This is a genomic window from Gilliamella sp. B2824, from assembly GCF_026536245.1.
Lineage (GTDB): Bacteria > Pseudomonadota > Gammaproteobacteria > Enterobacterales > Orbaceae > Gilliamella.
The window spans coordinates 1-19283 of record NZ_JAFNON010000014.1 but is presented as its reverse complement, the minus strand read 5'-3'; the positions used below and the strand labels follow the sequence as shown (position 1 = coordinate 19283).

Annotated in this window: 16 protein-coding genes; 10 read left to right on the top strand and 6 right to left on the bottom strand. The window is 35.2% G+C overall.

Annotated features, from left to right (window positions below; all coding sequences use genetic code 11):
- Positions 1–14 precede the first annotated feature (14 nt).
- Complete coding sequence (locus tag J3U56_RS11010; RefSeq protein ID WP_267344858.1) at positions 15–716, bottom strand: YggS family pyridoxal phosphate-dependent enzyme; 702 nt, start codon at positions 714–716, stop codon at positions 15–17.
- 35 nt (positions 717–751) lie between these two features.
- On the opposite strand from J3U56_RS11010, the gene J3U56_RS11005 reads away from it, so the two are divergent.
- The 6 genes from J3U56_RS11005 (at position 752) to J3U56_RS10980 (ending at position 6281) form a co-directional block, all read left to right on the top strand.
- The gene (locus J3U56_RS11005) at positions 752–1699 is read left to right on the top strand and encodes a type IV pilus twitching motility protein PilT (protein ID WP_267348269.1); all 948 of its coding nucleotides are present in this window, start codon (positions 752–754) and stop codon (positions 1697–1699) included.
- A gap of 584 nt (positions 1700–2283) precedes the next feature.
- A complete protein-coding gene (locus J3U56_RS11000; protein WP_267367732.1) occupies positions 2284–3663 on the top strand; it encodes a hypothetical protein in 1380 nt (459 codons plus the stop codon).
- 232 nt (positions 3664–3895) lie between these two features.
- Entirely contained in the window at positions 3896–4438 is a 543-nt protein-coding gene (locus J3U56_RS10995; protein WP_267348265.1) for a hypothetical protein, read from the top strand.
- A 105-nt stretch (positions 4439–4543) separates the two neighbouring features.
- Positions 4544–5353, top strand: coding sequence for a pyrroline-5-carboxylate reductase (gene proC, locus J3U56_RS10990; protein WP_267332501.1), 810 nt, complete (start codon positions 4544–4546; stop codon positions 5351–5353).
- 308 nt (positions 5354–5661) lie between these two features.
- Entirely contained in the window at positions 5662–5871 is a 210-nt protein-coding gene (locus J3U56_RS10985) for a cold shock domain-containing protein (RefSeq protein ID WP_267332502.1), read from the top strand.
- 128 nt (positions 5872–5999) lie between these two features.
- Positions 6000–6281, top strand: coding sequence for a DUF5339 domain-containing protein (locus tag J3U56_RS10980; RefSeq protein ID WP_267344861.1), 282 nt, complete (start codon positions 6000–6002; stop codon positions 6279–6281).
- A gap of 15 nt (positions 6282–6296) precedes the next feature.
- On the opposite strand, the gene J3U56_RS10975 is transcribed toward J3U56_RS10980, so the two are convergent.
- From J3U56_RS10975 to J3U56_RS10965, 3 genes are all read right to left on the bottom strand, one after another.
- Positions 6297–6782: a thermonuclease family protein gene (locus tag J3U56_RS10975; RefSeq protein ID WP_267332504.1), complete on the bottom strand. Its 486-nt coding sequence runs from the start codon at positions 6780–6782 to the stop codon at positions 6297–6299.
- A 240-nt stretch (positions 6783–7022) separates the two neighbouring features.
- Entirely contained in the window at positions 7023–7544 is a 522-nt protein-coding gene (fabA, locus tag J3U56_RS10970) for a bifunctional 3-hydroxydecanoyl-ACP dehydratase/trans-2-decenoyl-ACP isomerase (protein ID WP_065634819.1), read from the bottom strand.
- A 146-nt stretch (positions 7545–7690) separates the two neighbouring features.
- A complete protein-coding gene (locus J3U56_RS10965) occupies positions 7691–9268 on the bottom strand; it encodes an AAA family ATPase (protein WP_416380357.1) in 1578 nt (525 codons plus the stop codon).
- 385 nt (positions 9269–9653) lie between these two features.
- On the opposite strand from J3U56_RS10965, the gene J3U56_RS10960 reads away from it, so the two are divergent.
- Positions 9654–11426: a DUF3413 domain-containing protein gene (locus J3U56_RS10960; RefSeq protein WP_267332506.1), complete on the top strand. Its 1773-nt coding sequence runs from the start codon at positions 9654–9656 to the stop codon at positions 11424–11426.
- Between the two features lie 20 nt (positions 11427–11446).
- Here the strand turns inward: J3U56_RS10960 and lipA are convergent, their stop codons facing one another.
- Positions 11447–12406 carry a lipoyl synthase gene (gene lipA / locus J3U56_RS10955; protein WP_267367726.1) on the bottom strand — a complete coding sequence of 320 codons (960 nt, stop codon included), beginning with the start codon at positions 12404–12406 and terminating at the stop codon, positions 11447–11449.
- 13 nt (positions 12407–12419) lie between these two features.
- Positions 12420–13037 carry a lipoyl(octanoyl) transferase LipB gene (gene lipB, locus J3U56_RS10950; protein ID WP_267367722.1) on the bottom strand — a complete coding sequence of 206 codons (618 nt, stop codon included), beginning with the start codon at positions 13035–13037 and terminating at the stop codon, positions 12420–12422.
- A 376-nt stretch (positions 13038–13413) separates the two neighbouring features.
- Between lipB and aceE the strand changes: the two genes are divergently transcribed.
- The 3 genes from aceE to lpdA are packed head-to-tail and all read left to right on the top strand — an operon-like array spanning position 13414 to position 19123.
- Entirely contained in the window at positions 13414–16080 is a 2667-nt protein-coding gene (gene aceE, locus J3U56_RS10945) for a pyruvate dehydrogenase (acetyl-transferring), homodimeric type (RefSeq protein ID WP_267348259.1), read from the top strand.
- A gap of 12 nt (positions 16081–16092) precedes the next feature.
- A complete protein-coding gene (gene aceF, locus J3U56_RS10940; RefSeq protein ID WP_416380356.1) occupies positions 16093–17682 on the top strand; it encodes a pyruvate dehydrogenase complex dihydrolipoyllysine-residue acetyltransferase in 1590 nt (529 codons plus the stop codon).
- Positions 17683–17698: 16 nt separating this feature from the next.
- Positions 17699–19123 (top strand): dihydrolipoyl dehydrogenase, encoded by a 1425-nt coding sequence (gene lpdA / locus J3U56_RS10935; RefSeq protein WP_267332510.1) that lies wholly within the window; start codon positions 17699–17701, stop codon positions 19121–19123.
- Positions 19124–19283 lie beyond the last annotated feature (160 nt).

The window sequence follows — 19283 nt, the reverse complement described above, 5'->3', positions numbered from 1 at the left end:
AAGTTTGCAATATATCATAAATACTGCCTTGCGCCAAAGATCGCCGAGCCAATTCTAACCATAGTACTGCCTGCAACGATTGCTGCTTGCATATCAGCAGACATGCCCATAGATAATGTATCAAGAAATGGATAATCTATTTGTAGTGATTTTAAAAGTTGTTGCATCTGCTTAAATACATCTAATTGCTTGTTAAAATCATTCTCGATTTCAGGAATAGCCATCAAACCACGTAAATTCAAATTGGGTAATGCTATAACTTGCTTAACTAAGTCAGCGACTTGATTGGGTGCAATACCAGACTTGCTCGCTTCTTGACTTATATTTACTTGAATTAATACATTAAGTTTATTCATATTGGCTGGCCTTTGCTCATTTAATCGCTGAGCGATTTTAAAACGATCAATTGTGTGCATCCAATCAAAATTTTCTGCCACTAATTTTGTTTTGTTTGATTGTAATGGGCCAATAAAATGCCAAATTAAAGGGGCATTGGGCATATTTTGTTTAAAAAATTGAATTTTTTCGACGCCTTCTTGAACATAGTTTTCGCCAAAGGCAAACTGACCTGCGCTAATAGCTTGTTCGATTAATGTCACAGGTTTTGTTTTACTGACGGCAATTAGTTCAATGCTATTGGGATCTCTTTCGCATTCTAACGCAATATTTTTAATTTTGTTTTTAATGGTGAGTATATTGTCATGTACTGTATTCATGTGAATCCCGAATCAAAGTTAGTTGGAATAATTGAATGTTAAATTCATTTTTGGCTCTTAGTGTAACGCAAAATGCCTCTGATTTGCACCTTTCAAGTGGTGAAGCTGCCTGTATTCGAATCAATGGGCAATTACAATTTTTATCAGAACACAGGTTATCACCAATAAGTTTAGAGACTGAACTATTATCATTATTAACTGGCGATCAAAAACAACAATTATATCAAAATAAGCAAATTGACTTCGCTTATCAGGTAAATGACTTAGGCAGATTTAGAGTGAATATTTTTTATCAATATCGGGGAATCTCAGCCGTTTTTCGTATAATTAAACAACACATTCCGACCCTTGCCGAGATAAAGGCGCCTGAAATTTTTAAACAACTTATCAATTATGAAAGTGGTATTATTTTAATTACCGGTTCAACAGGGAGTGGTAAGTCAACCACACTAGCATCTTTAATTAATCACATTAATTTTAATCAATCAAAGCACATATTAACCTTAGAAGATCCGATTGAATTTATTTATCATAATCAAAAATCATTAATCCAACAAAGAGAGTTAACAAATTTGGATCAGACTGTTGATAGCCTTTTAAGGCAAGATCCTGACATAATATTGCTTGGGGAATTACGTAACAAAAAAGCTATCCAAACCGCATTAACAGTAGCTGAAACAGGACATTTAGTTTTTGCTACGTTGCATACAAATTCTGCTATTGAGACTATTAATCGTATTATTGATGTATTTGAAGACAGTTCACGAGATTTTATTCGTACTCAATTATCACATAGTTTAAAGGCAATAATAAGTCAGAAACTAGTCACCACCGATAATGGACGTAAAGCTTTATTTGAAGTACTGATTAACAACCCTGCTGTCAGTAATTTAATCAAAGAAGGCAAAGTTAAACACATTTATTCTTTAATGCAAACTGGACAACAATATGGCATGCAAATTATGCCCAAGCAGTTTGAATAGTTTAAAAAATTATAAAAAATAGTATGTTACCATTTTAAGACTAAAATAGTTATCGGTTTATTGAGTTGATCATTTTTATAATTTTTATATTCTTTGCTAAGAAAATTATACAATTATATTATGATATATTTAAAAATATCTGGTATTATTTGCGAGCACTTGATTACTTAATCTAATTGAGTTTTATTAATTAAAAATCAACCTATTGAATTTTATGAAAAAATTAAGTAAATCGCTACAGGGAGTGGCAAAAATATGTTAAAATATGGTCTTAATCGGGCATCGGGCATCGGGCATCGGGCATCGGGCATCGGGCATCGGGCATCGGGCATCGGGATTTATTAGCGCATCAAGTCGTTAGCGGTCAGCATACTTTTCAATTTTTATTATCGAACTCATCACCCGTTCCTTTTATAATTTCTTTTTCTATTTATCTACTAACTATTTCAGTTTTATTGCCGCAGCAGCTTACTAAAGCGACATTGTTTTATGCAAAACAATCATTATTAAGTAGATGGTTAATAAAATTAGTAATAACCAGCCCTCTACTTTCTTGTTTACTATTATTGTTATTAGTTGATACGGTGTTAATAAATTTGGCTTATGGTCTAACAACACAAACAGCGCAGGTAATAAATGGAAAAGGTCCTTATTTAAGTTTTGATAACGGAAAGACCGAGTCAAATACAGTTTTGCCATTATTATCGTTGACCTTACCAAATAACAAAGTGATATTGGCATCTGAAGATAATTCAAGTATGACTAATCCTATTTTAATGGATGGCGGCTCTGTCACATTTAATGATATAAAAACAAGCATACCTTTCACTAGTTACCCTTCAACCACGTTAGCGAATGTCATTGTGAAAAACAATTATTGGCGGGATGAGGATGGTGATAAACTTTTAACCATAACGGGGAATTTGAAGGTAAAGTGGGAAACAGCTAATGGTGATGATGTGACAAATTATGTCAAGTCAAATCCAAATTATCAGCTAAATGCGTGTCAATCACCGTATAAAATGACAATGAGTGCCGATAGTGGATCGTTAGTCACGACTTTTGGCTTACCAAGTATAAGTATATTCAGTGGTGGAAGCCATAGTTACTATCTAGATTATAACGTTCCGAAAGCATGTTTTGCTAAACCGAGTGTTATCAATGGTAGTGGTTTTTTTGCTGGTCCTTCAGAGCAATGGGATCCAACCAACGGTTTTAAATTACAGGATTTAAATCAACCCGAGTCTAATTTTCCAACGACGGGTTCAAATGGTTTGAATTTTTCATTAATAGTTGAGGGGATTTCTGCACAAGCAGTTATTTCAGCTAATGGTTCAGTGGTTAAACCAGAAGCAGGGGTAGGGGTAACTTTACAATTAACGCCTAAAAGTAGTAATTTGATTGATGTTACACTTATTGGCCCCAATAAAGATTCCGCAAGTAAGTGGTTTTCTCCAACTACATTTAAAATTTATGCGGATAATAAAAAGCAACTACTGTTGTATTCATTCAAAATATCCCGTTGGTTTATTGCTGATCCAAGTGGTGCTAGTGGGTTAGGGCAAGTTGATAGTGACTATGATAAAACCAAAAGTTTTTGCAATGGTTTATTATATTATCGAATACCAAGTGTTCGCGATTATACCAATGGCAATGGTAATGATTGGTATGGTGGTTTACCTAATTTCACTTATTTAGATTATCAAAGAAGAATTAGTTATAAAGATAGCTCAGCAAAATGGGTTGGTGGAATATTTAGTGAATGGGGTATGACTTATACTGATGAAGGCGAATATGCTGCTAGCGATTGGCGTTATTGGCATGGCTACTGGACCAGCGATATTTACAGTGATGGTAATCCATTTTATGTTGATCCTAGTTTGGTTGGTGGTGGTTCTGGTGTTAGCCATAAATTTCCTCAAAGTTATATTAATATTAGGGCAGCTTGTGTGAATAATTACTAATAACACTAGAGCACTAATATTATTTATTTCAGCAGCTAACGGATTTAGATATAAAACATAATAAAACAATTAATCTTATGCTTGTAGTGCGAAGCACACCAAGCAAGTTGAAAAAAGGTTAATATGGCATAAGAACCTTATTGCGCAAAGCGCGGTAAGGTTCTAAAAATTTGAATAAATTTTAGTCATTAGCTGTTTTAAAATTCCAATGAATTATCAAAATTAGATATCAATGAATACTCAAGAGAAAATCAATTTAACAGAAAATTGTTCAGCTGTGTGCTTTATTAAAGATAGTGGTTTATTTTGTAGACTTTATAATCAGTCAGCTTACATTGTTACTCAATTGCTTAAGCGTTCTTTAAAATTACAAGTTAAACAAATAAAAAAGCTAGATAATCAGTATGTGATTAGTTGTGGTTTACCAATAAAAAGTGTTTTTACTTATTTTCCTCAAGTCAATAAAACAGATTGGGGATATCAATTGAATGGCGAGTTTGATACTCATGCTTATCCAAAATGGCGGGCTGAGCAAATATTATTAGCAGAGAATAAAATTAAACAACAAAATATTGCTTTAATACCTGAGGATGTTATATCGCAAACTCATTTTAATTTATTAAATTTGTCTCAAACTTTCCGATTAACATCACATCAAATAGCTTATTTAATCAATCGCCCAATAACTAAATATCCGAGCTATACAGATAATCAGTTTTTGAACGAATTAAGGCGTTGTTTAATCGGTAACTCTATTGAACAACAAAATGAATGATTTATTGATCAATCTAAAATAAACATAATTATAAAGTTTTGAACTTCAGCTAAAAAGTACTCTATAATAATTAGATAAATCTTTCTTTGATAGGAGTATAAGTAAATGGAACAAAAAATTGGATTTATTGGTTTAGGAAATATGGGGAATGCCATTTTACAAGGGATTTTATTAAGTAATATTGTTCCTGGATCTCAGCTTTATGTTTATGACCATCATCCAGAAAAAGGGCAACTCCTTAATCAAGAATATGCTGTTAATAATCTTAATTCTGAGCGTGAAGTTGCGCGTGAATCAGATATTGTTATTATTGCGGTTAAACCTAATGTCATTGTAGATGTATTGAACGATATTCAAAAAGAGTTAAAAAAGAATACAATTGTTATCTCAATTGCAGCCGGTGTAACTATTAAAACTATTGCTAAAAGCGTTGGTTATGAGCAAAAGATTATTCGAGTGATGCCAAATACGCCGGCATTAGTAAATGCGGCAATGTGCTCAATTACCCCTAACACTGAAGTGACAGACGATGAGTTAGCAATCGTGCAGTCGTTATTGAATTGTATTGGTGAAACCGAAGTTGTGCCTGAATATTTAATTGATGCGGTTGTTGGCGCTAGTGGATCTTCACCTGCATTTGTATTTATGTTTATTGAAGCGATTGCTGATGGCGCTGTTAAAGGTGGTTTGTCGAGAAAACAAGCTTATAAATTTGCAGCACAGACGGTGTTAGGATCGGCAAAACTGTTACTTAAAACCGGTAAACATCCAGGTGAATTAAAAGATATGGTTTGCTCGCCTGCTGGAACAACTATCGAAGGTGTACAAGTTCTTGAAGAAAAAGGGTTTCGAGCAGCAGTAATCGATGCCGTAGAAGCAACAATCAAAAAATCGAAAGATCTGTCCGAAAAATAAATTGTTAAGTGTGACATATTACTCTAATAGAAATTCATTTTGTATTCCTTCCTGTTAGAGTAATGAAATGTTAAAAGTAAAACATTTCTTGCATTCAATCGGAATTTATGCGTTAATAGTTACCAGCATATAACATGCAGATTTATTTTGTAACATTTAGATATTCGCAGTTTGTAGTTTACTTTATATCAGGGATTCGTATTAGTTTTCTTCAGTCTCCTCTTCTTAGTGTTAATAAGTAGTCTAGGTTTTATGTTTTAAAGATGGCCGTCATCGGCTAAGATTAATTTATTTATAGGAAGATTGTTATGTCTAAGAAAACTGGTCAAGTTAAATGGTTTAATGAAAGTAAAGGTTTTGGTTTTATTTCGCCTGCAGATGGCAGCAAAGATGTATTTGTACACTTTTCAGCGATTTCTGGTGATGGCTTTAAAACGCTAGCTGAAGGTCAACAAGTAGAATTTTCTATCCAAGATAGTCCTCGTGGTCCAGCTGCTGCTGACGTTATTCTAATTTAAATACCTCCCATCATATCCTATCTTATCAGCAACTATTTGCTGGTAAGATTACAAGCAAAATAATTCTACATATACACTTTTAAAAAAAATCTTATAACATATCAATAGTAAAATAATATGAGGAAAAAATGAAAAAATTACTACTTACAATCTCATTACTGGGAATATCTTCTTTTGCCATGGCAGACCTATCAGCGTCTTGTAAAACTTATTTTGATAAAGTGGATAATTTAATCAAAGCCATTCCAGATAATGCAGCGACTAAACAACAAACGGATATGTTGAAACAAAATCTAGAATTGGGTAAAAAGCAAGTTATTGCAATGTCTCAAGCTGATCAAGAAAATGCTTGTAAGAAAGGATTAGAGGCATTAAAACAAGCAGAAGCAGCATTATCTTCTAAAAAATAATGCGCTAAAGTTGATTTATCGTTTATTACGATGTCGAAAATCCCAAGGGGCTATAGGATTTTTATCTTTCCAAAGCCCTTTTTTGTTTTGTTTGGCTTGCGTTTCTAATCTTACCATTTCTTGATTATTTGCTATCCCTTTATAACGGTAAGCCCAAGCATAGCCACTTTCAACCATCTTAGCATTGATATTTATCTTATTGGAAAATACAGTACCTAACGTTCGTTGATAGATATCTTTTTTACTCTCTTTTATAAAAACAGCTTTACCCGCAACAAGTGACGCTAAATATTTTCTCGACACATTGCCATAAGCTTGTTTTTTTTCGGGCGCATCGATATCTAACAATCTAACTCGAATTTTTTGTTTAGTGTTGGTTAATACATCAATTGTATCGCCATCAATCACTTTGACTACTTTGCCTGCAAAATCAGCATAAACAAAAGAACTGAATAAAAAAGAAAAAACAATAATAATAAAAAAACGTTTTAACAAAATCATATTTAAAAACTTAAAAAATAAACTTATTATGGCGATGACCAACAAATGATGAACTAGTTTATATTGTTATAAGGAATGTCATTTGATCATAGGCACAATAGATAACTAGGTTGAGCTGCAATGACAAATAGTAAAAACATGTTGTTATTAATGATACTCAATCAACCACTGTTGTCTAATAAATCGTTATTTTAGCCTTACAACTAGTGCGTTATAAGGCTAAGTAACCTTTATTATGAATTAAAATTCGCTGGTATCTTTAAATAATCCAACTTTTAAATCAGTTGCTTCATAAATTAATTTACCATCAACATAAACTTCGCCATCTCCAATTCCCATAATTAATTTACGGTTAATGACGCGTTTAAAATGAATTTTATAAGTCACTTTTTTATTTTTTGGCAGGATCTGACCTTTTAATTTTAATTCGCCAACACCCAGTGCGCGTCCTTTACCTTTACCACCAATCCAACCAAGATAAAAGCCGACTAATTGCCATAATGCATCTAAGCCTAAACAACCAGGCATCACAGGATCGTTTTTAAAGTGACATTTAAAGAACCATAAATCAGGATTGATATCGAATTCTGCTTCAACATAACCTTTACTATAGTTACCGCCATCTTCATTCATTTCAATCACACGATCCATCATTAACATTAGATCAGAAGGTAAAGGAGGACCATCATGACCAAATAATTCACTATTGCCTGATTTAATCAAATCTGCTTTATCATACGAAGACTTACGTTCAAATGTCATAAAAAAACCTTTTATTTGTTGTTATTACTTCATGGTCAAAATAACGGTATTATTCATATCCATGTTATAAAAATAGATAGTGTTTAAACAGTATCAGTTTAACTCATTAATTAATGAGATTTTGCTTTAAAGTGTATTGGTTATTATTATTTTTTGCAATATTTTTGCCATCTACTCAACCAACTGTCGTGTTTTTTATCTTGCACTAACAGTGACTGCATGCGTGCCTGAATCAATTTGTATAAGCTAATACCATGCTCATCTTTATAGGGAATACCCGTTAGTAAATACAAGGCATCGGCAATATGCTCAACTGCCCAAATTGAAAATTTATTTTCTATCACTGCATTAATCACTTCATCGCTTAAACTCAAATGGCGTTGGTTACTGGCGGGAATAATGACTCCTTGTTGGCCAGTTAAGCCTTGATGCTGACAAACGGCAAAAAAACCTTCTATTTTTTCATTTACCCCACCAATTGACTGTACATGACCAAACTGATCAACCGAACCGGTAACAGCTAATTGTTGATCGATAGGTTGATTGGATAATGCACTAATGAGTGCACAAAATCCAGCCAGTGAAGCACTATCACCATCGATTTCACTATAAGATTGTTCAAACACTAAAGATGTTGAAAAAGGTAATTGATGATTTATCGCAAATTCTGACATCATAAATGCTTGCATTATCATCATTCCTTTAGAATGAATGTTGCCTGCAAGGTCAGTTTTACGTTCAATATCAATCAATTCACCATCACCAAAATGAATAATGCAGCTTAAACGAGAGGGTTCCCCTATGGCTCTTGGATAACCCGGATATTCAATGACAGATAACCCATTTATTTGCCCAACAACCTGATCTTTGGTATTAATCATTATCTGGTTGGTAAATATTTCATCATAAAACCGCTCAGTTAAATAACTTTCGCGCCAAAGTTTTTGCTTGATTGACTTGATTATAGCTGACTCATCAATGACACTATTTTCCATATAATGGGCTGCATTAACTAATAGGGTGTAAACCCAATCAACTGCCATAGGAAGATAAAATTGATCACCGGTATAACGTGTTGCCTCTTTATATAACTTAGTGAATGCTGATTTATCAATATGTGGTAAGTTTTGATTCTCAGCTATAAATTCTAAGTAACTAAACCACTGTTCTATCTGTAAAGAGGCGTTAACGGCTAATTCGTTTTCAAACTCACTATAAATTGAAGTGGAGTAAAACTCGGGATCGAGATCTTGTAATTCGGTTAAGCTTAATCTATCACCGACTAAAATAATGCGTAAATCAAGAGGCATTTTTGGAATAGCAATAGGCAATGGGGGTAATTCATCGGCAGAAAACCATTCAAACTCTTGTTTTATCACCATCTGTTTTAATTTAAACCACATAGATGGTTGGGCAAGTAACGAGCGGAGTCCTAAAATCAAAAAACCGCCATTGGCTTGATGAACTAAACCTGCTTGTAATTTGATAGGATCATTTTCCGGTTGTCGAACGCAGCCTAATAGCATTTCACTATCGAAAGATAGGGCTGTTAAACACGTATCTTGAACAGCAAAGTTATCTTGTTTACTTTTGGCTTTTGTTAGCGTGATTTTGTTATCATTGATATAGTAACTAAAGCCTAAAATAGAGGTTGAAATACTAGGTTTAATTGCTTGTTTAAATAAACTAAAAAACAGTTCGCTTTCTGTCCCTTTTAGGAGCATAAACCGAGGGGTATAAGCTTGCTTTTGCTTTGGGCACAATAGTGAAAAGGCATCGGCAATTCGTGGTTGCCATGTTAATAAATTATTTACCTCTTTAGTGGCTAAATCAGTAGGTATTTTTTTGTTATTAACGATGATTTCGATTTGTTTTAAATCTGGTTGAAGCTGTTGTGCTTCGAGTTGTTTGATTGCCAAAATGAGTATCTTTTTTGTTAGCCAAATAAATCTATAAATTATAGCAAGTATCGATTGTAACGCCAACAAATTACCGAGATCTTTATGCTAACAAATAAAAAATTTACAGAAAGATTTTTCAAAATCAGGTAAACTATGCCGTAAATTAATAGTTACTAATCATTGTTATCATCATTGCCAACAATTAAATATGCTCAAACTTAAAAATAATCATTTTAAAGATGAACAAGTTTCACAAATTGTGAGCTGGGGACACTGGTTTACATTATTTAATATTTTTGTCGTAATTATTCTTGGTAGTCAATACTTGATGATTGCGGATTGGCCTCGCACATTTATGGGAAGATTTTATGCTATTATTAGTGCGATTGGGCATTTTAGTTTTTTGACTTTTATTGCTTACTTGATTTTACTTTTTCCATTAAGCTTTTTTATTTATTCATCAAGGTGGCAACGCATCATTGCAACAATTACAGCTACCTTAGGTATTACCTTACTTTTAATTGATATTGACGTTTTTTCGCATTTTCGAATGCATCTTAATTTATCGATTTGGCAATTGCTAACTACGCAAAAGGCTTCTTTTTTAAGTACTGCATTTATTCTTATTCCGTTTATCCTCTTTATTGAGATTTTATTTGCAATCTGGAGCTGGAAAAAGTTACGTAGCCTTACTAAACGTAAACGATTTGCAAAGCCAGTTGTCCTTATATTTATTCTTTGCTTTATTTCTTCCCATCTTATTCATATTTGGGCTGATGCTAATTTTTATCGACCAATAACCATGCAGCGTTCAAGCTTGCCGCTGTCTTATCCGCTTACCGCGAGGCATTTTCTTGAGCGTTATGGTTTTATTGAGCAAAATGATTATCGTAATCGGGTTATTCAAGAAGGTAATCCATTCGCACTTGCAATTGAGTATCCACTTGGGCGTATCACATTTGATACCGAACAACAGATGAAAAATGTGGTAATGATTGCTATAGATGGATGGAATTATGATTTGCTTGATGACACTATGCCTGCATTAAATAAATTTGCGCATAACAGCCTCTTTTTTACTAATCATTATGGTGCAAGCAATCAGTCATATTTAAATGATTTTTCACTGTTTTATGGGTTAGATCCCAATTATTACAACAGTATTTTAGCGAGTCACAAAACTTCGGCTTTAATTGATGCAGTAATAAAACAACATTATAATTTAGGTTTATTTTCGGCCGATGGTTTTGCCGAACCTCTTTATCGTTATGCATTACTCTCTAATTTTACCTTACCTGAACCTAAAAAACAGACTAATCGACAAGTCACTGATAACTGGATGGCATGGCATGACAAACAAAACGAATTGGACAACCATGCACCTTTATTTTCTGTCATTCAATATTCACTGGGTTCTAAAAATAAAAACGTACCGATAACTGAATTAAAAACTGAGGCAAAAAAATTAGATCAGTATTTAGAATCGATAATTAGTTACTTAAAATTATCAAATTCATTTGATAATACGATTATTGTTATCACTGGATCGAATGACATTAAGATTAATGAAAATTTGAAAATTGCATTACGTGATAATACAAAGAGTTTTAGTCGGGAATCACTAAAAGTACCATTAATTATTTCTTGGCCAAATAAAGAGGCCAAACAAATAAGTGATGTAACTACGCAAACTGATATTTTAAGTACATTAATGCAAGAAGCATTCAATGTTACCACACCACCTCAACAATATAGTCAAGGTAAAAACTTATTTGATCAAAAATCTAGACAATGGATCATTGCTGGCAATGAAAGCGAAATAGCCGCGCTTTATAGTGATAAAACCGTTGTTCTTGATGAATTTGGGCGCTCAAAAATTTATGATTTAAACGATAAATTAGAAAAAGATCAGAAGATAAGTTTACCAATATTCTTACAAATTGTAACCGAGAATCGCCGGTTTATGGTTTTTGATGATTAAGAGTAAAAAAAGGGTGAAGATTACTTCACCTCTTTCCCCATTGCTTGTAAATCGGCATGATAAGATGAACGAACGAATGGACCACACGCCGCATGGGTAAATCCCATATTTAATGCGATTTGTTTTAACTCATCAAATTCTTCGGGTGGCACATAACGCTCAACCGGTAGATGATATTTGCTTGGTTGTAGATATTGACCTAACGTTAGCATAGTTACGCCATGAGTACGAAGGTCTTTTAATACTTGAATCAGTTCTTCATTAGTTTCACCAAGTCCTACCATTAAACCAGATTTTGTGGGTATTTCAGGATGTCTTTCTTTAAAAGCGGCTAATAATTTTAGTGAACCTTGATAACTGGCACCAGGACGAATTTTTTTATAAAGGCGTGGAATATTTTCTAAATTATGATTAAACACATCTGGTGGATTGTCACTTAACACCTTAACCGCTTCATCAATGCAACCACGAAAATCTGGGGTCAAAGTTTCAACTTTAATATTAGGGCTTAATGCTCTAATTTCTTTGGTACACGAAGCAAAATGGCTCGCGCCGCCATCTTTAAGATCATCACGATCTACCGAGGTAATTACTACATAACGCAGTCTCATTTCTTGTATAGTTTTAGCTAATTTTATGGGTTCTTCACGATCTGGCGGTAAAGGTCGTCCGTGTGCAACGTCGCAAAATGGGCAACGACGAGTACAAATATCGCCTAAAATCATAAAAGTCGCCGTTCCATGATTAAAGCACTCAGCTAAGTTAGGACAAGAAGCCTCTTCACAAACTGAATGTAAACCGTGTTTGCGCATGGTATTTTTAATATGCGAAATGTTATCAGAATGAACTGGTAATTTGATTTTCATCCATTCCGGTTTTTTTAGTGGCGCAGCGTCTTGTATTGTAATAGTTGGGATTAATCGTGTTTTATCAGCATCACGATATTTTGAGCTTCTGATTATTGTTTCATTATTTTGCATAATTTATATCTTATTAGTTTGTTAACTGCTTGATGAAATTATTGGTTAACAATTGTTTTATTTTTTTACGATCAATTGGCGAGACATATTCTTTTAATTGTGTCATTTGTAATCCGGCATAACCACAAGGATTGATATTTTTAAACGGTCCAAGGTCCATATCAATATTTAATGCAAGCCCATGTAATGTGCAACCTCTTTTAATATGTAACCCGAGTGAACAGATTTTCTTGTTATTGATATACACGCCCGGCGCATCGGCTTTAGCGTAAGCTATAATACCATAGTGTTGCAAAGTATCGATGACACTCTTTTCCAAATAACTGACAATATCACGAATGCCGATCTTACGTCGTTTCAAATCAAATAATATATACATAATCTGCTGACCAGGTGCGTGATAGGTAATTTGTCCGCCGCGATCAGTTTGTACAATCGGAATATCTGTTTTGCATAACAAATGTTCTGGCTTACCAACTTTTCCTTGTGTAAAAACAGGATAGTGCTCAACTAACCAAATTTCATCCAATGTTTGTTCATTGCGATTAAGCGTAAATTCATGCATGGCTTGATAAGTTTGCAGGTAGGGCTGTATATCTAAATCCTGAATAATAATATTTTCTGCTTTCATCTTCACTGTAGCGTTTATCTGCCATTTTTATCAAAATCTTACATCTATATATCAGATTTTACTATAACTTGACAATACATAGCTAATCACGGTATAACCAATCCCATTAATTCAGATAAATTAATTTTTATTAAATTTGATTTATATCAATTGATTATGGGTTTATTTAAATTAATAATTGAAATGGTTGATTAATTTGATAGGAATTAACATTCTTTTCTAAACTATGGTTTGCTTTACTTTTTCTTTGAAAATGGCAGACTTATACTAAATAAGCTCCGTAATGCAGAGTAGAAGGTTATAAGTTAGTTATGGCTTAAGTTATAGCTAAGGATAGCAAAAGCTGCATTTTTTTTAACAAAAAAGAGGTTTTTATATGTCGGACATGCAAGTGAATGATATCGATCCTATTGAAACACAAGATTGGCTAAAAAGTCTTGATTCAATTATTCGTGAAGAAGGCATCGAACGTGCACAATATATTATTGAACAAATAGTCAATAAAGCCAAAGATGGTGGTGTTCCTTTACTTTTTGGTTCTTCAACCAGTAATTATATCAATACCATCCCTGTAGAAGAGGAGCCAGCATATCCGGGGGATTGGGAAATTGAAAGACGCATTCGTTCAATTGTTCGTTGGAATGCTATTATGATGGTACTTAGAGCATCTAAAAAGGATTTAGAGCTTGGCGGTCATATGGCATCATTTCAGTCTGCTGCTACATTTTATGAAGTTTGTTTTAACCACTTTTTCCGTGCCAGAAATGAGAAAGATGGTGGTGACTTAATTTATTTCCAAGGTCATATCTCACCGGGAATTTATTCACGTGCATTTATTGAAGGTCGTTTGACTGAAGAACAATTAGATAATTTCCGTCAAGAAGTTCATGGTAAAGGTCTATCATCTTATCCTCATCCAAAATTAATGCCTGAATTCTGGCAATTCCCAACTGTTTCTATGGGATTAGGTCCGGTTAGTGCGATTTTCCAAGCTCGATTCTTAAAATATCTAAACCATCGTGGGCTTAAAGATACCTCAGAACAAACTGTCTATGCATTTTTAGGTGATGGTGAAATGGATGAGCCAGAATCAAAAGGGGCAATCACAGTTGCAACCCGTGAAAAACTAGACAATTTAGTTTTTGTTATCAACTGTAATTTACAACGCTTAGATGGCCCTGTTACTGGTAATGGTAAAATTATCAATGAACTCGAAGGTGTATTTGCTGGTGCGGGTTGGAATGTCATTAAAGTGCTTTGGGGTGATCGTTGGGATAAATTATTACAAAAAGATAAATCAGGTAAATTAATCCGTCTAATGAACGAAACACTTGATGGTGATTACCAAACATTAAAATCTAAAGATGGTGCTTATGTTCGTGAACACTTCTTTGGTAAATACCCTGAAACCGCAGCCTTAGTTAAAGATATGTCTGATGAAGAGATCTTTAGATTAAATCGAGGTGGTCAAGATCCATCTAAAATGTTTGCTGCATTTATGCGAGCAAAACAGACTAAAGATCGACCAACTGTAATTTTAGCTCATACTATTAAAGGTTATGGTATGGGTGAAGCGGCTGAAGCCAAAAATATTGCTCACCAAGTTAAAAAAATGAATATGGATGGTGTTCGTCATGTTCGTGATTTCTTTAATATTCCTGTGACTGACGATGCACTTGAAAAATTACCTTATATTAAATTTGAAGAACATACACCTGAATACAAATATATCCATGAACGTCGTAATGCGCTGCATGGCTATGTTCCGTCAAGATTAACTAAGTTCTCTGGAACAGTTTCTATTCCACCATTAAGTGAGTTTGCGCCATTACTTGAAGCACAAACTAAAGAAATTTCAACAACAATTGCGTTTGTTCGTGCTCTTAACATCATGCTTAAGGACAAAGAGTTAGCACCACGTTTAGTGCCAATTCTCGCTGATGAAGCACGTACTTTTGGTATGGAAGGCTTATTCCGTCAAATTGGTATCTATAATCCACATGGACAACAATATACCCCACAAGATAGAGAACAAGTCGCTTACTATCGTGAAGATGAAAAAGGTCAGATTTTACAAGAAGGAATCAATGAATGTGGTGCGACAGCTTCTTGGATTGCTGCTGCAACTTCATATAGTACTAATGATTTCCCAATGATTCCATTCTATATTTATTACTCAATGTTTGGTTTCCAACGCATTGGTGATTTAATGTGGGCAGCTGGCGATCAACAAGCTCGCGGATTTATGATCGGTGGTACATCTGGGCGCACAACCCTAAATGGGGAAGGCTTACAACACCAAGATGGTCATAGCCATATTCAAGCTTTAACTATCCCGAATTGTATCTCTTATGATCCTGCCTATGCTTATGAAGTCGCTGTTATAATGCAAGATGGCTTACGTCGTATGTATGGCGAACAAGAAAATGTATACTACTACATCACAACTCTTAACGAAAATTATGCGCAACCAGCGATGCCAGAAGGTGCAGAAGAGGGGATCCGTCGAGGTATTTATAAACTTGATACCGTTGCAGGTCAAGCAGGTAAACCAACTGTTCAGTTATTAGGTTCAGGCTCTATATTACGCCATGTTCGTGATGCGGCTGATATCCTAGCGAAAGATTATGGAGTTAACTCAGAAGTTTACAGTGTAACATCATTTACCGAGCTTGCTCGCGATGGACAAGATTGTGAACGTTACAATATGTTACATCCAAGTGAAACACCAAAAGTGCCTTATGTTGCACAGGTGATGAATAATAATCCAGCGGTTGTGTCAACTGACTATATGAAACTGTTTGCTGAACAAATCCGCGGTTTTGTTCCTGCCGAAAGCTACCGAGTATTAGGTACTGATGGCTTTGGTCGCAGTGATAGTCGAGAAAACTTGCGCCATCATTTTGAGGTAGATGCATCTTATGTTGTTGTTGCTGCATTGGGTGAACTTGCTAAACGTGGTGATATTCAAGCTAGTGTGGTTGAAGAAGCCATCAAAAAATTTGAAATCAACCCAGATAAACTCAACCCACGTATTGCATAAGAGGTAAAAAGAATGAGTATAGAAATAAAATTACCCGACATTGGTGGTGATGAAGTTGAAGTAACCGAAATTTTGGTCAAAGTCGGTGATAAAGTTGCTGTTGACGATAATATTATGACTGTTGAAGGTGATAAAGCGTCAATGGAAATTCCTGCACCACAAGCAGGCGTTGTAAAATCTATCATTGTGAAAGTTGGTGACAAAGTAAAAACTGGCGTTGCAATTATGGAATTTGATGAAGATGGTGCAAGTGCACCAGCTACCAAAGAAGAGCCAAAATCAGCGCCAGCTGCACCTGCTGCTCCAGCCGCAAGTCAAATTGTTGATGTCAATGTACCTGATATTGGTGGTGATGAAGTTGAAGTCACTGAAATTTCGGTTAAAGTTGGTGATAGCGTAGCAATCGACGATAACATCATCACTGTTGAAGGCGATAAAGCATCAATGGAAGTGCCTGCAACCGTTGCTGGTGTTGTTAAAAACATTGTTGTTAAAGTTGGCGATAAAGTTAAAACTGGTTCTAAAATAATGGAATTTGAAACGGCAGCATCGACTGCACCAGCGAAAGCTGAAAGTTCAGCGCCAGTATCAACACCAGCTCAAGTAGCTCCGGCGCCTGCAACAGTAGCTGAGCCGGCTAAGGCATCAGCTCCAGCAACCACGGGCAATGATTTTGTTGAAAATGATGCTTATGCACATGCAACACCATCGGTTCGTCGTTTAGCTCGCGAATTTGGCGTTAATCTTGCTAAAGTGACACCAACAGGTCCTAAACATCGTATTTTACGTGAAGATATTCAAGCTTATGTTAAAAATGCGGTTAAACAAGTTGAAAGTGGCAATGCAGGTGGTGCATTACCTGGCTTACTACCATGGCCAAAAGTTGATTTCAGTAAATTTGGTGAAGTAGAATCATTACCATTAACTAAGATTCAAAAAGTATCAGGTGCTAATTTACATCGCAACTGGGTCATGATTCCGCATGTTACTGAATTTGATGAAACAGATATTACTGATCTAGAAGCATTTCGTAAGCAACAAAATGCTGAAGCTGATAAGAAAAAACTTGATCTTAAGATCACACCACTTGTATTTATTATGAAGGCGGTAGCAAGTGCGTTAACGGCTTACCCACGCTTTAACAGTTCATTATCTGAAGATGCACAAACCTTAATCATTAAAAAATACATTAATATTGGGGTAGCGGTTGATACGCCAAATGGTTTAGTAGTGCCGGTATTTAAAGATGTGAATAAAAAAGGTATTGTTGAACTTTCACGTGAACTGGCTGAAATTTCTAAAAAAGCGCGTGACGGTAAATTAACAGGTTCAGACATGCAAGGTGGTTGTTTTACTATTTCTAGCCTAGGTGGAATTGGTACCACTTCATTTACTCCAATTGTAAATGCGCCTGAAGTCGGAATTTTAGGGGTATCACGCTCTACTATGAAACCTGTTTGGAATGGTAAAGAGTTTACACCACACTTAATGTTACCATTGTCATTATCATTTGATCACCGTGTGATTGATGGTGCTGACGGTGCACGCTTCTTAAGCCATATTGTTAACGTATTATCCGACTTACGTCGTTTAGTGATGTAGTGGAGGAAAATAGATTATGAGTCAAGAAGTTAAAACACAACTTGTAGTTTTAGGTGCAGGGCCAGCGGGATATTCCGCTGCGTTCCGCGCAGCCGATCTTGGTTTAGATGTCACCTTAGTTGAACGTTACTCAACGCTAGGTGGGGTGTGTCTGAACGTCGGTTGTATTCCTTCCAAAGCATTACTGCATGTTGCTAAAGTAATGGATGAAGCCAAATCATTAACTGAGCATGGTATTCATTTTGGTACCCCAAAACTTGAATTAGATAAAGTACGCGGTTGGAAAGAGAAAGTCATTAATCAGCTCACTAATGGATTAGCGGGTATGGCTAAAATGCGTAAAGTGAACGTAATTCAAGGTGAAGCGCAATTTACTGGCAGTCATACTATGGATGTGACATCGTCAAAAGGCATTACCAAAATTACCTTTGATAATGCGATTATTGCTGCTGGTTCTCGCCCAATTACATTACCATTCATTCCTCATGAAGATCCGCGTATTTGGGATTCAACCGATGCATTAGCATTAACCACCATTCCTAAAAAATTATTATTAATGGGTGGGGGAATTATTGGACTCGAAATGGGTACTGTTTATCATGCCCTAGGTTCAGAAGTGGATGTGGTTGAAATGTTTGACCAAGTGATTCCTGCGGCTGATAAGGATGTCGTTAAAGTCTTCACTAAACAAATCCAGAAGAAGTTTACCCTAAGACTGGAAACTAAAGTCACTACCGTTGAAGCAAAACATGATGCCATTTATGTCACCATGGAGAAAAAAGACGGAACGACCGAAACGCATACCTATGATGCTGTGTTAGTCGCAATTGGACGTACACCAAATGGTAAACTAATTGGCGCTGAAAAAGCTGGCGTAAATGTTACCGATCGTGGCTTTATCGAAGTTGACAAACAAATGCGCACTAATGTACCGCATATTTATGCGATAGGTGACGTAGTGGGTCAACCAATGCTTGCGCATAAAGGTGTGCATGAAGGGCATGTTGCTGCTGAAGTAATTGCCGGTAAAAAACACTTCTTCGATCCAAAAACTATTCCTTCAATTGCATACACTGAACCTGAAGTAGCTTGGGTTGGTTTAACTGAAAAAGAAGCCAAAGCTAAAGGTATTGATTACGAAGTAGCAATCTTCCCATGGTCAGCATCAGGACGCGCGATTGCTTCTGATTGTTCAGAGGGTATGACAAAACTGATCTTCAATAAAGCTGATAATCGCTTACTTGGTGGAGCGGTTGTCGGTGTGAATGGTGGAGAGTTGCTAGGTGAAATCACTTTAGCTGTTGAAATGGGATGTGATGCAGAAGATATTGCATTAACTATTCATGCTCATCCGACATTACATGAATCGATCGGTTTAGCGTCCGAAATTTATGAAGGATCGGTAACCGATCTACCGAATGTAAAAGCGAAGAAAAAATAGTTAAAACAGACTTTTTAACTGTATATAAAATGCCATTAGCATTAAAAATGCTAATGGCATTTTTATTTCGATTAGCAATCCCTTTTCAACTCCAATAACAAACGCATTATTTAACTTTTTATTTATTGGTTTGATTTAAATTCAGGACTTTATATCTCAA

Excerpts from the sequence above, each read along its gene's own strand:
- J3U56_RS11010 (WP_267344858.1), bottom strand. The coding sequence starts at position 716 with ATGAATACAGTACATGACAATATACTCACCATTAAAAACAAAATTAAA.
- J3U56_RS11005 (WP_267348269.1), top strand. The coding sequence starts at position 752 with ATGTTAAATTCATTTTTGGCTCTTAGTGTAACGCAAAATGCCTCTGAT.
- J3U56_RS10995 (WP_267348265.1), top strand. The coding sequence starts at position 3,896 with ATGAATACTCAAGAGAAAATCAATTTAACAGAAAATTGTTCAGCTGTG.
- proC (WP_267332501.1), top strand. The coding sequence starts at position 4,544 with ATGGAACAAAAAATTGGATTTATTGGTTTAGGAAATATGGGGAATGCC.
- J3U56_RS10985 (WP_267332502.1), top strand. The coding sequence starts at position 5,662 with ATGTCTAAGAAAACTGGTCAAGTTAAATGGTTTAATGAAAGTAAAGGT.
- J3U56_RS10980 (WP_267344861.1), top strand. The coding sequence starts at position 6,000 with ATGAAAAAATTACTACTTACAATCTCATTACTGGGAATATCTTCTTTT.
- J3U56_RS10975 (WP_267332504.1), bottom strand. The coding sequence starts at position 6,782 with ATGATTTTGTTAAAACGTTTTTTTATTATTATTGTTTTTTCTTTTTTA.
- fabA (WP_065634819.1), bottom strand. The coding sequence starts at position 7,544 with ATGACATTTGAACGTAAGTCTTCGTATGATAAAGCAGATTTGATTAAA.
- J3U56_RS10965 (WP_416380357.1), bottom strand. The coding sequence starts at position 9,268 with ATGCTCCTAAAAGGGACAGAAAGCGAACTGTTTTTTAGTTTATTTAAA.
- J3U56_RS10960 (WP_267332506.1), top strand. The coding sequence starts at position 9,654 with ATGCTCAAACTTAAAAATAATCATTTTAAAGATGAACAAGTTTCACAA.
- lipA (WP_267367726.1), bottom strand. The coding sequence starts at position 12,406 with ATGCAAAATAATGAAACAATAATCAGAAGCTCAAAATATCGTGATGCT.
- lipB (WP_267367722.1), bottom strand. The coding sequence starts at position 13,037 with ATGAAAGCAGAAAATATTATTATTCAGGATTTAGATATACAGCCCTAC.
- aceE (WP_267348259.1), top strand. The coding sequence starts at position 13,414 with ATGTCGGACATGCAAGTGAATGATATCGATCCTATTGAAACACAAGAT.
- aceF (WP_416380356.1), top strand. The coding sequence starts at position 16,093 with ATGAGTATAGAAATAAAATTACCCGACATTGGTGGTGATGAAGTTGAA.
- lpdA (WP_267332510.1), top strand. The coding sequence starts at position 17,699 with ATGAGTCAAGAAGTTAAAACACAACTTGTAGTTTTAGGTGCAGGGCCA.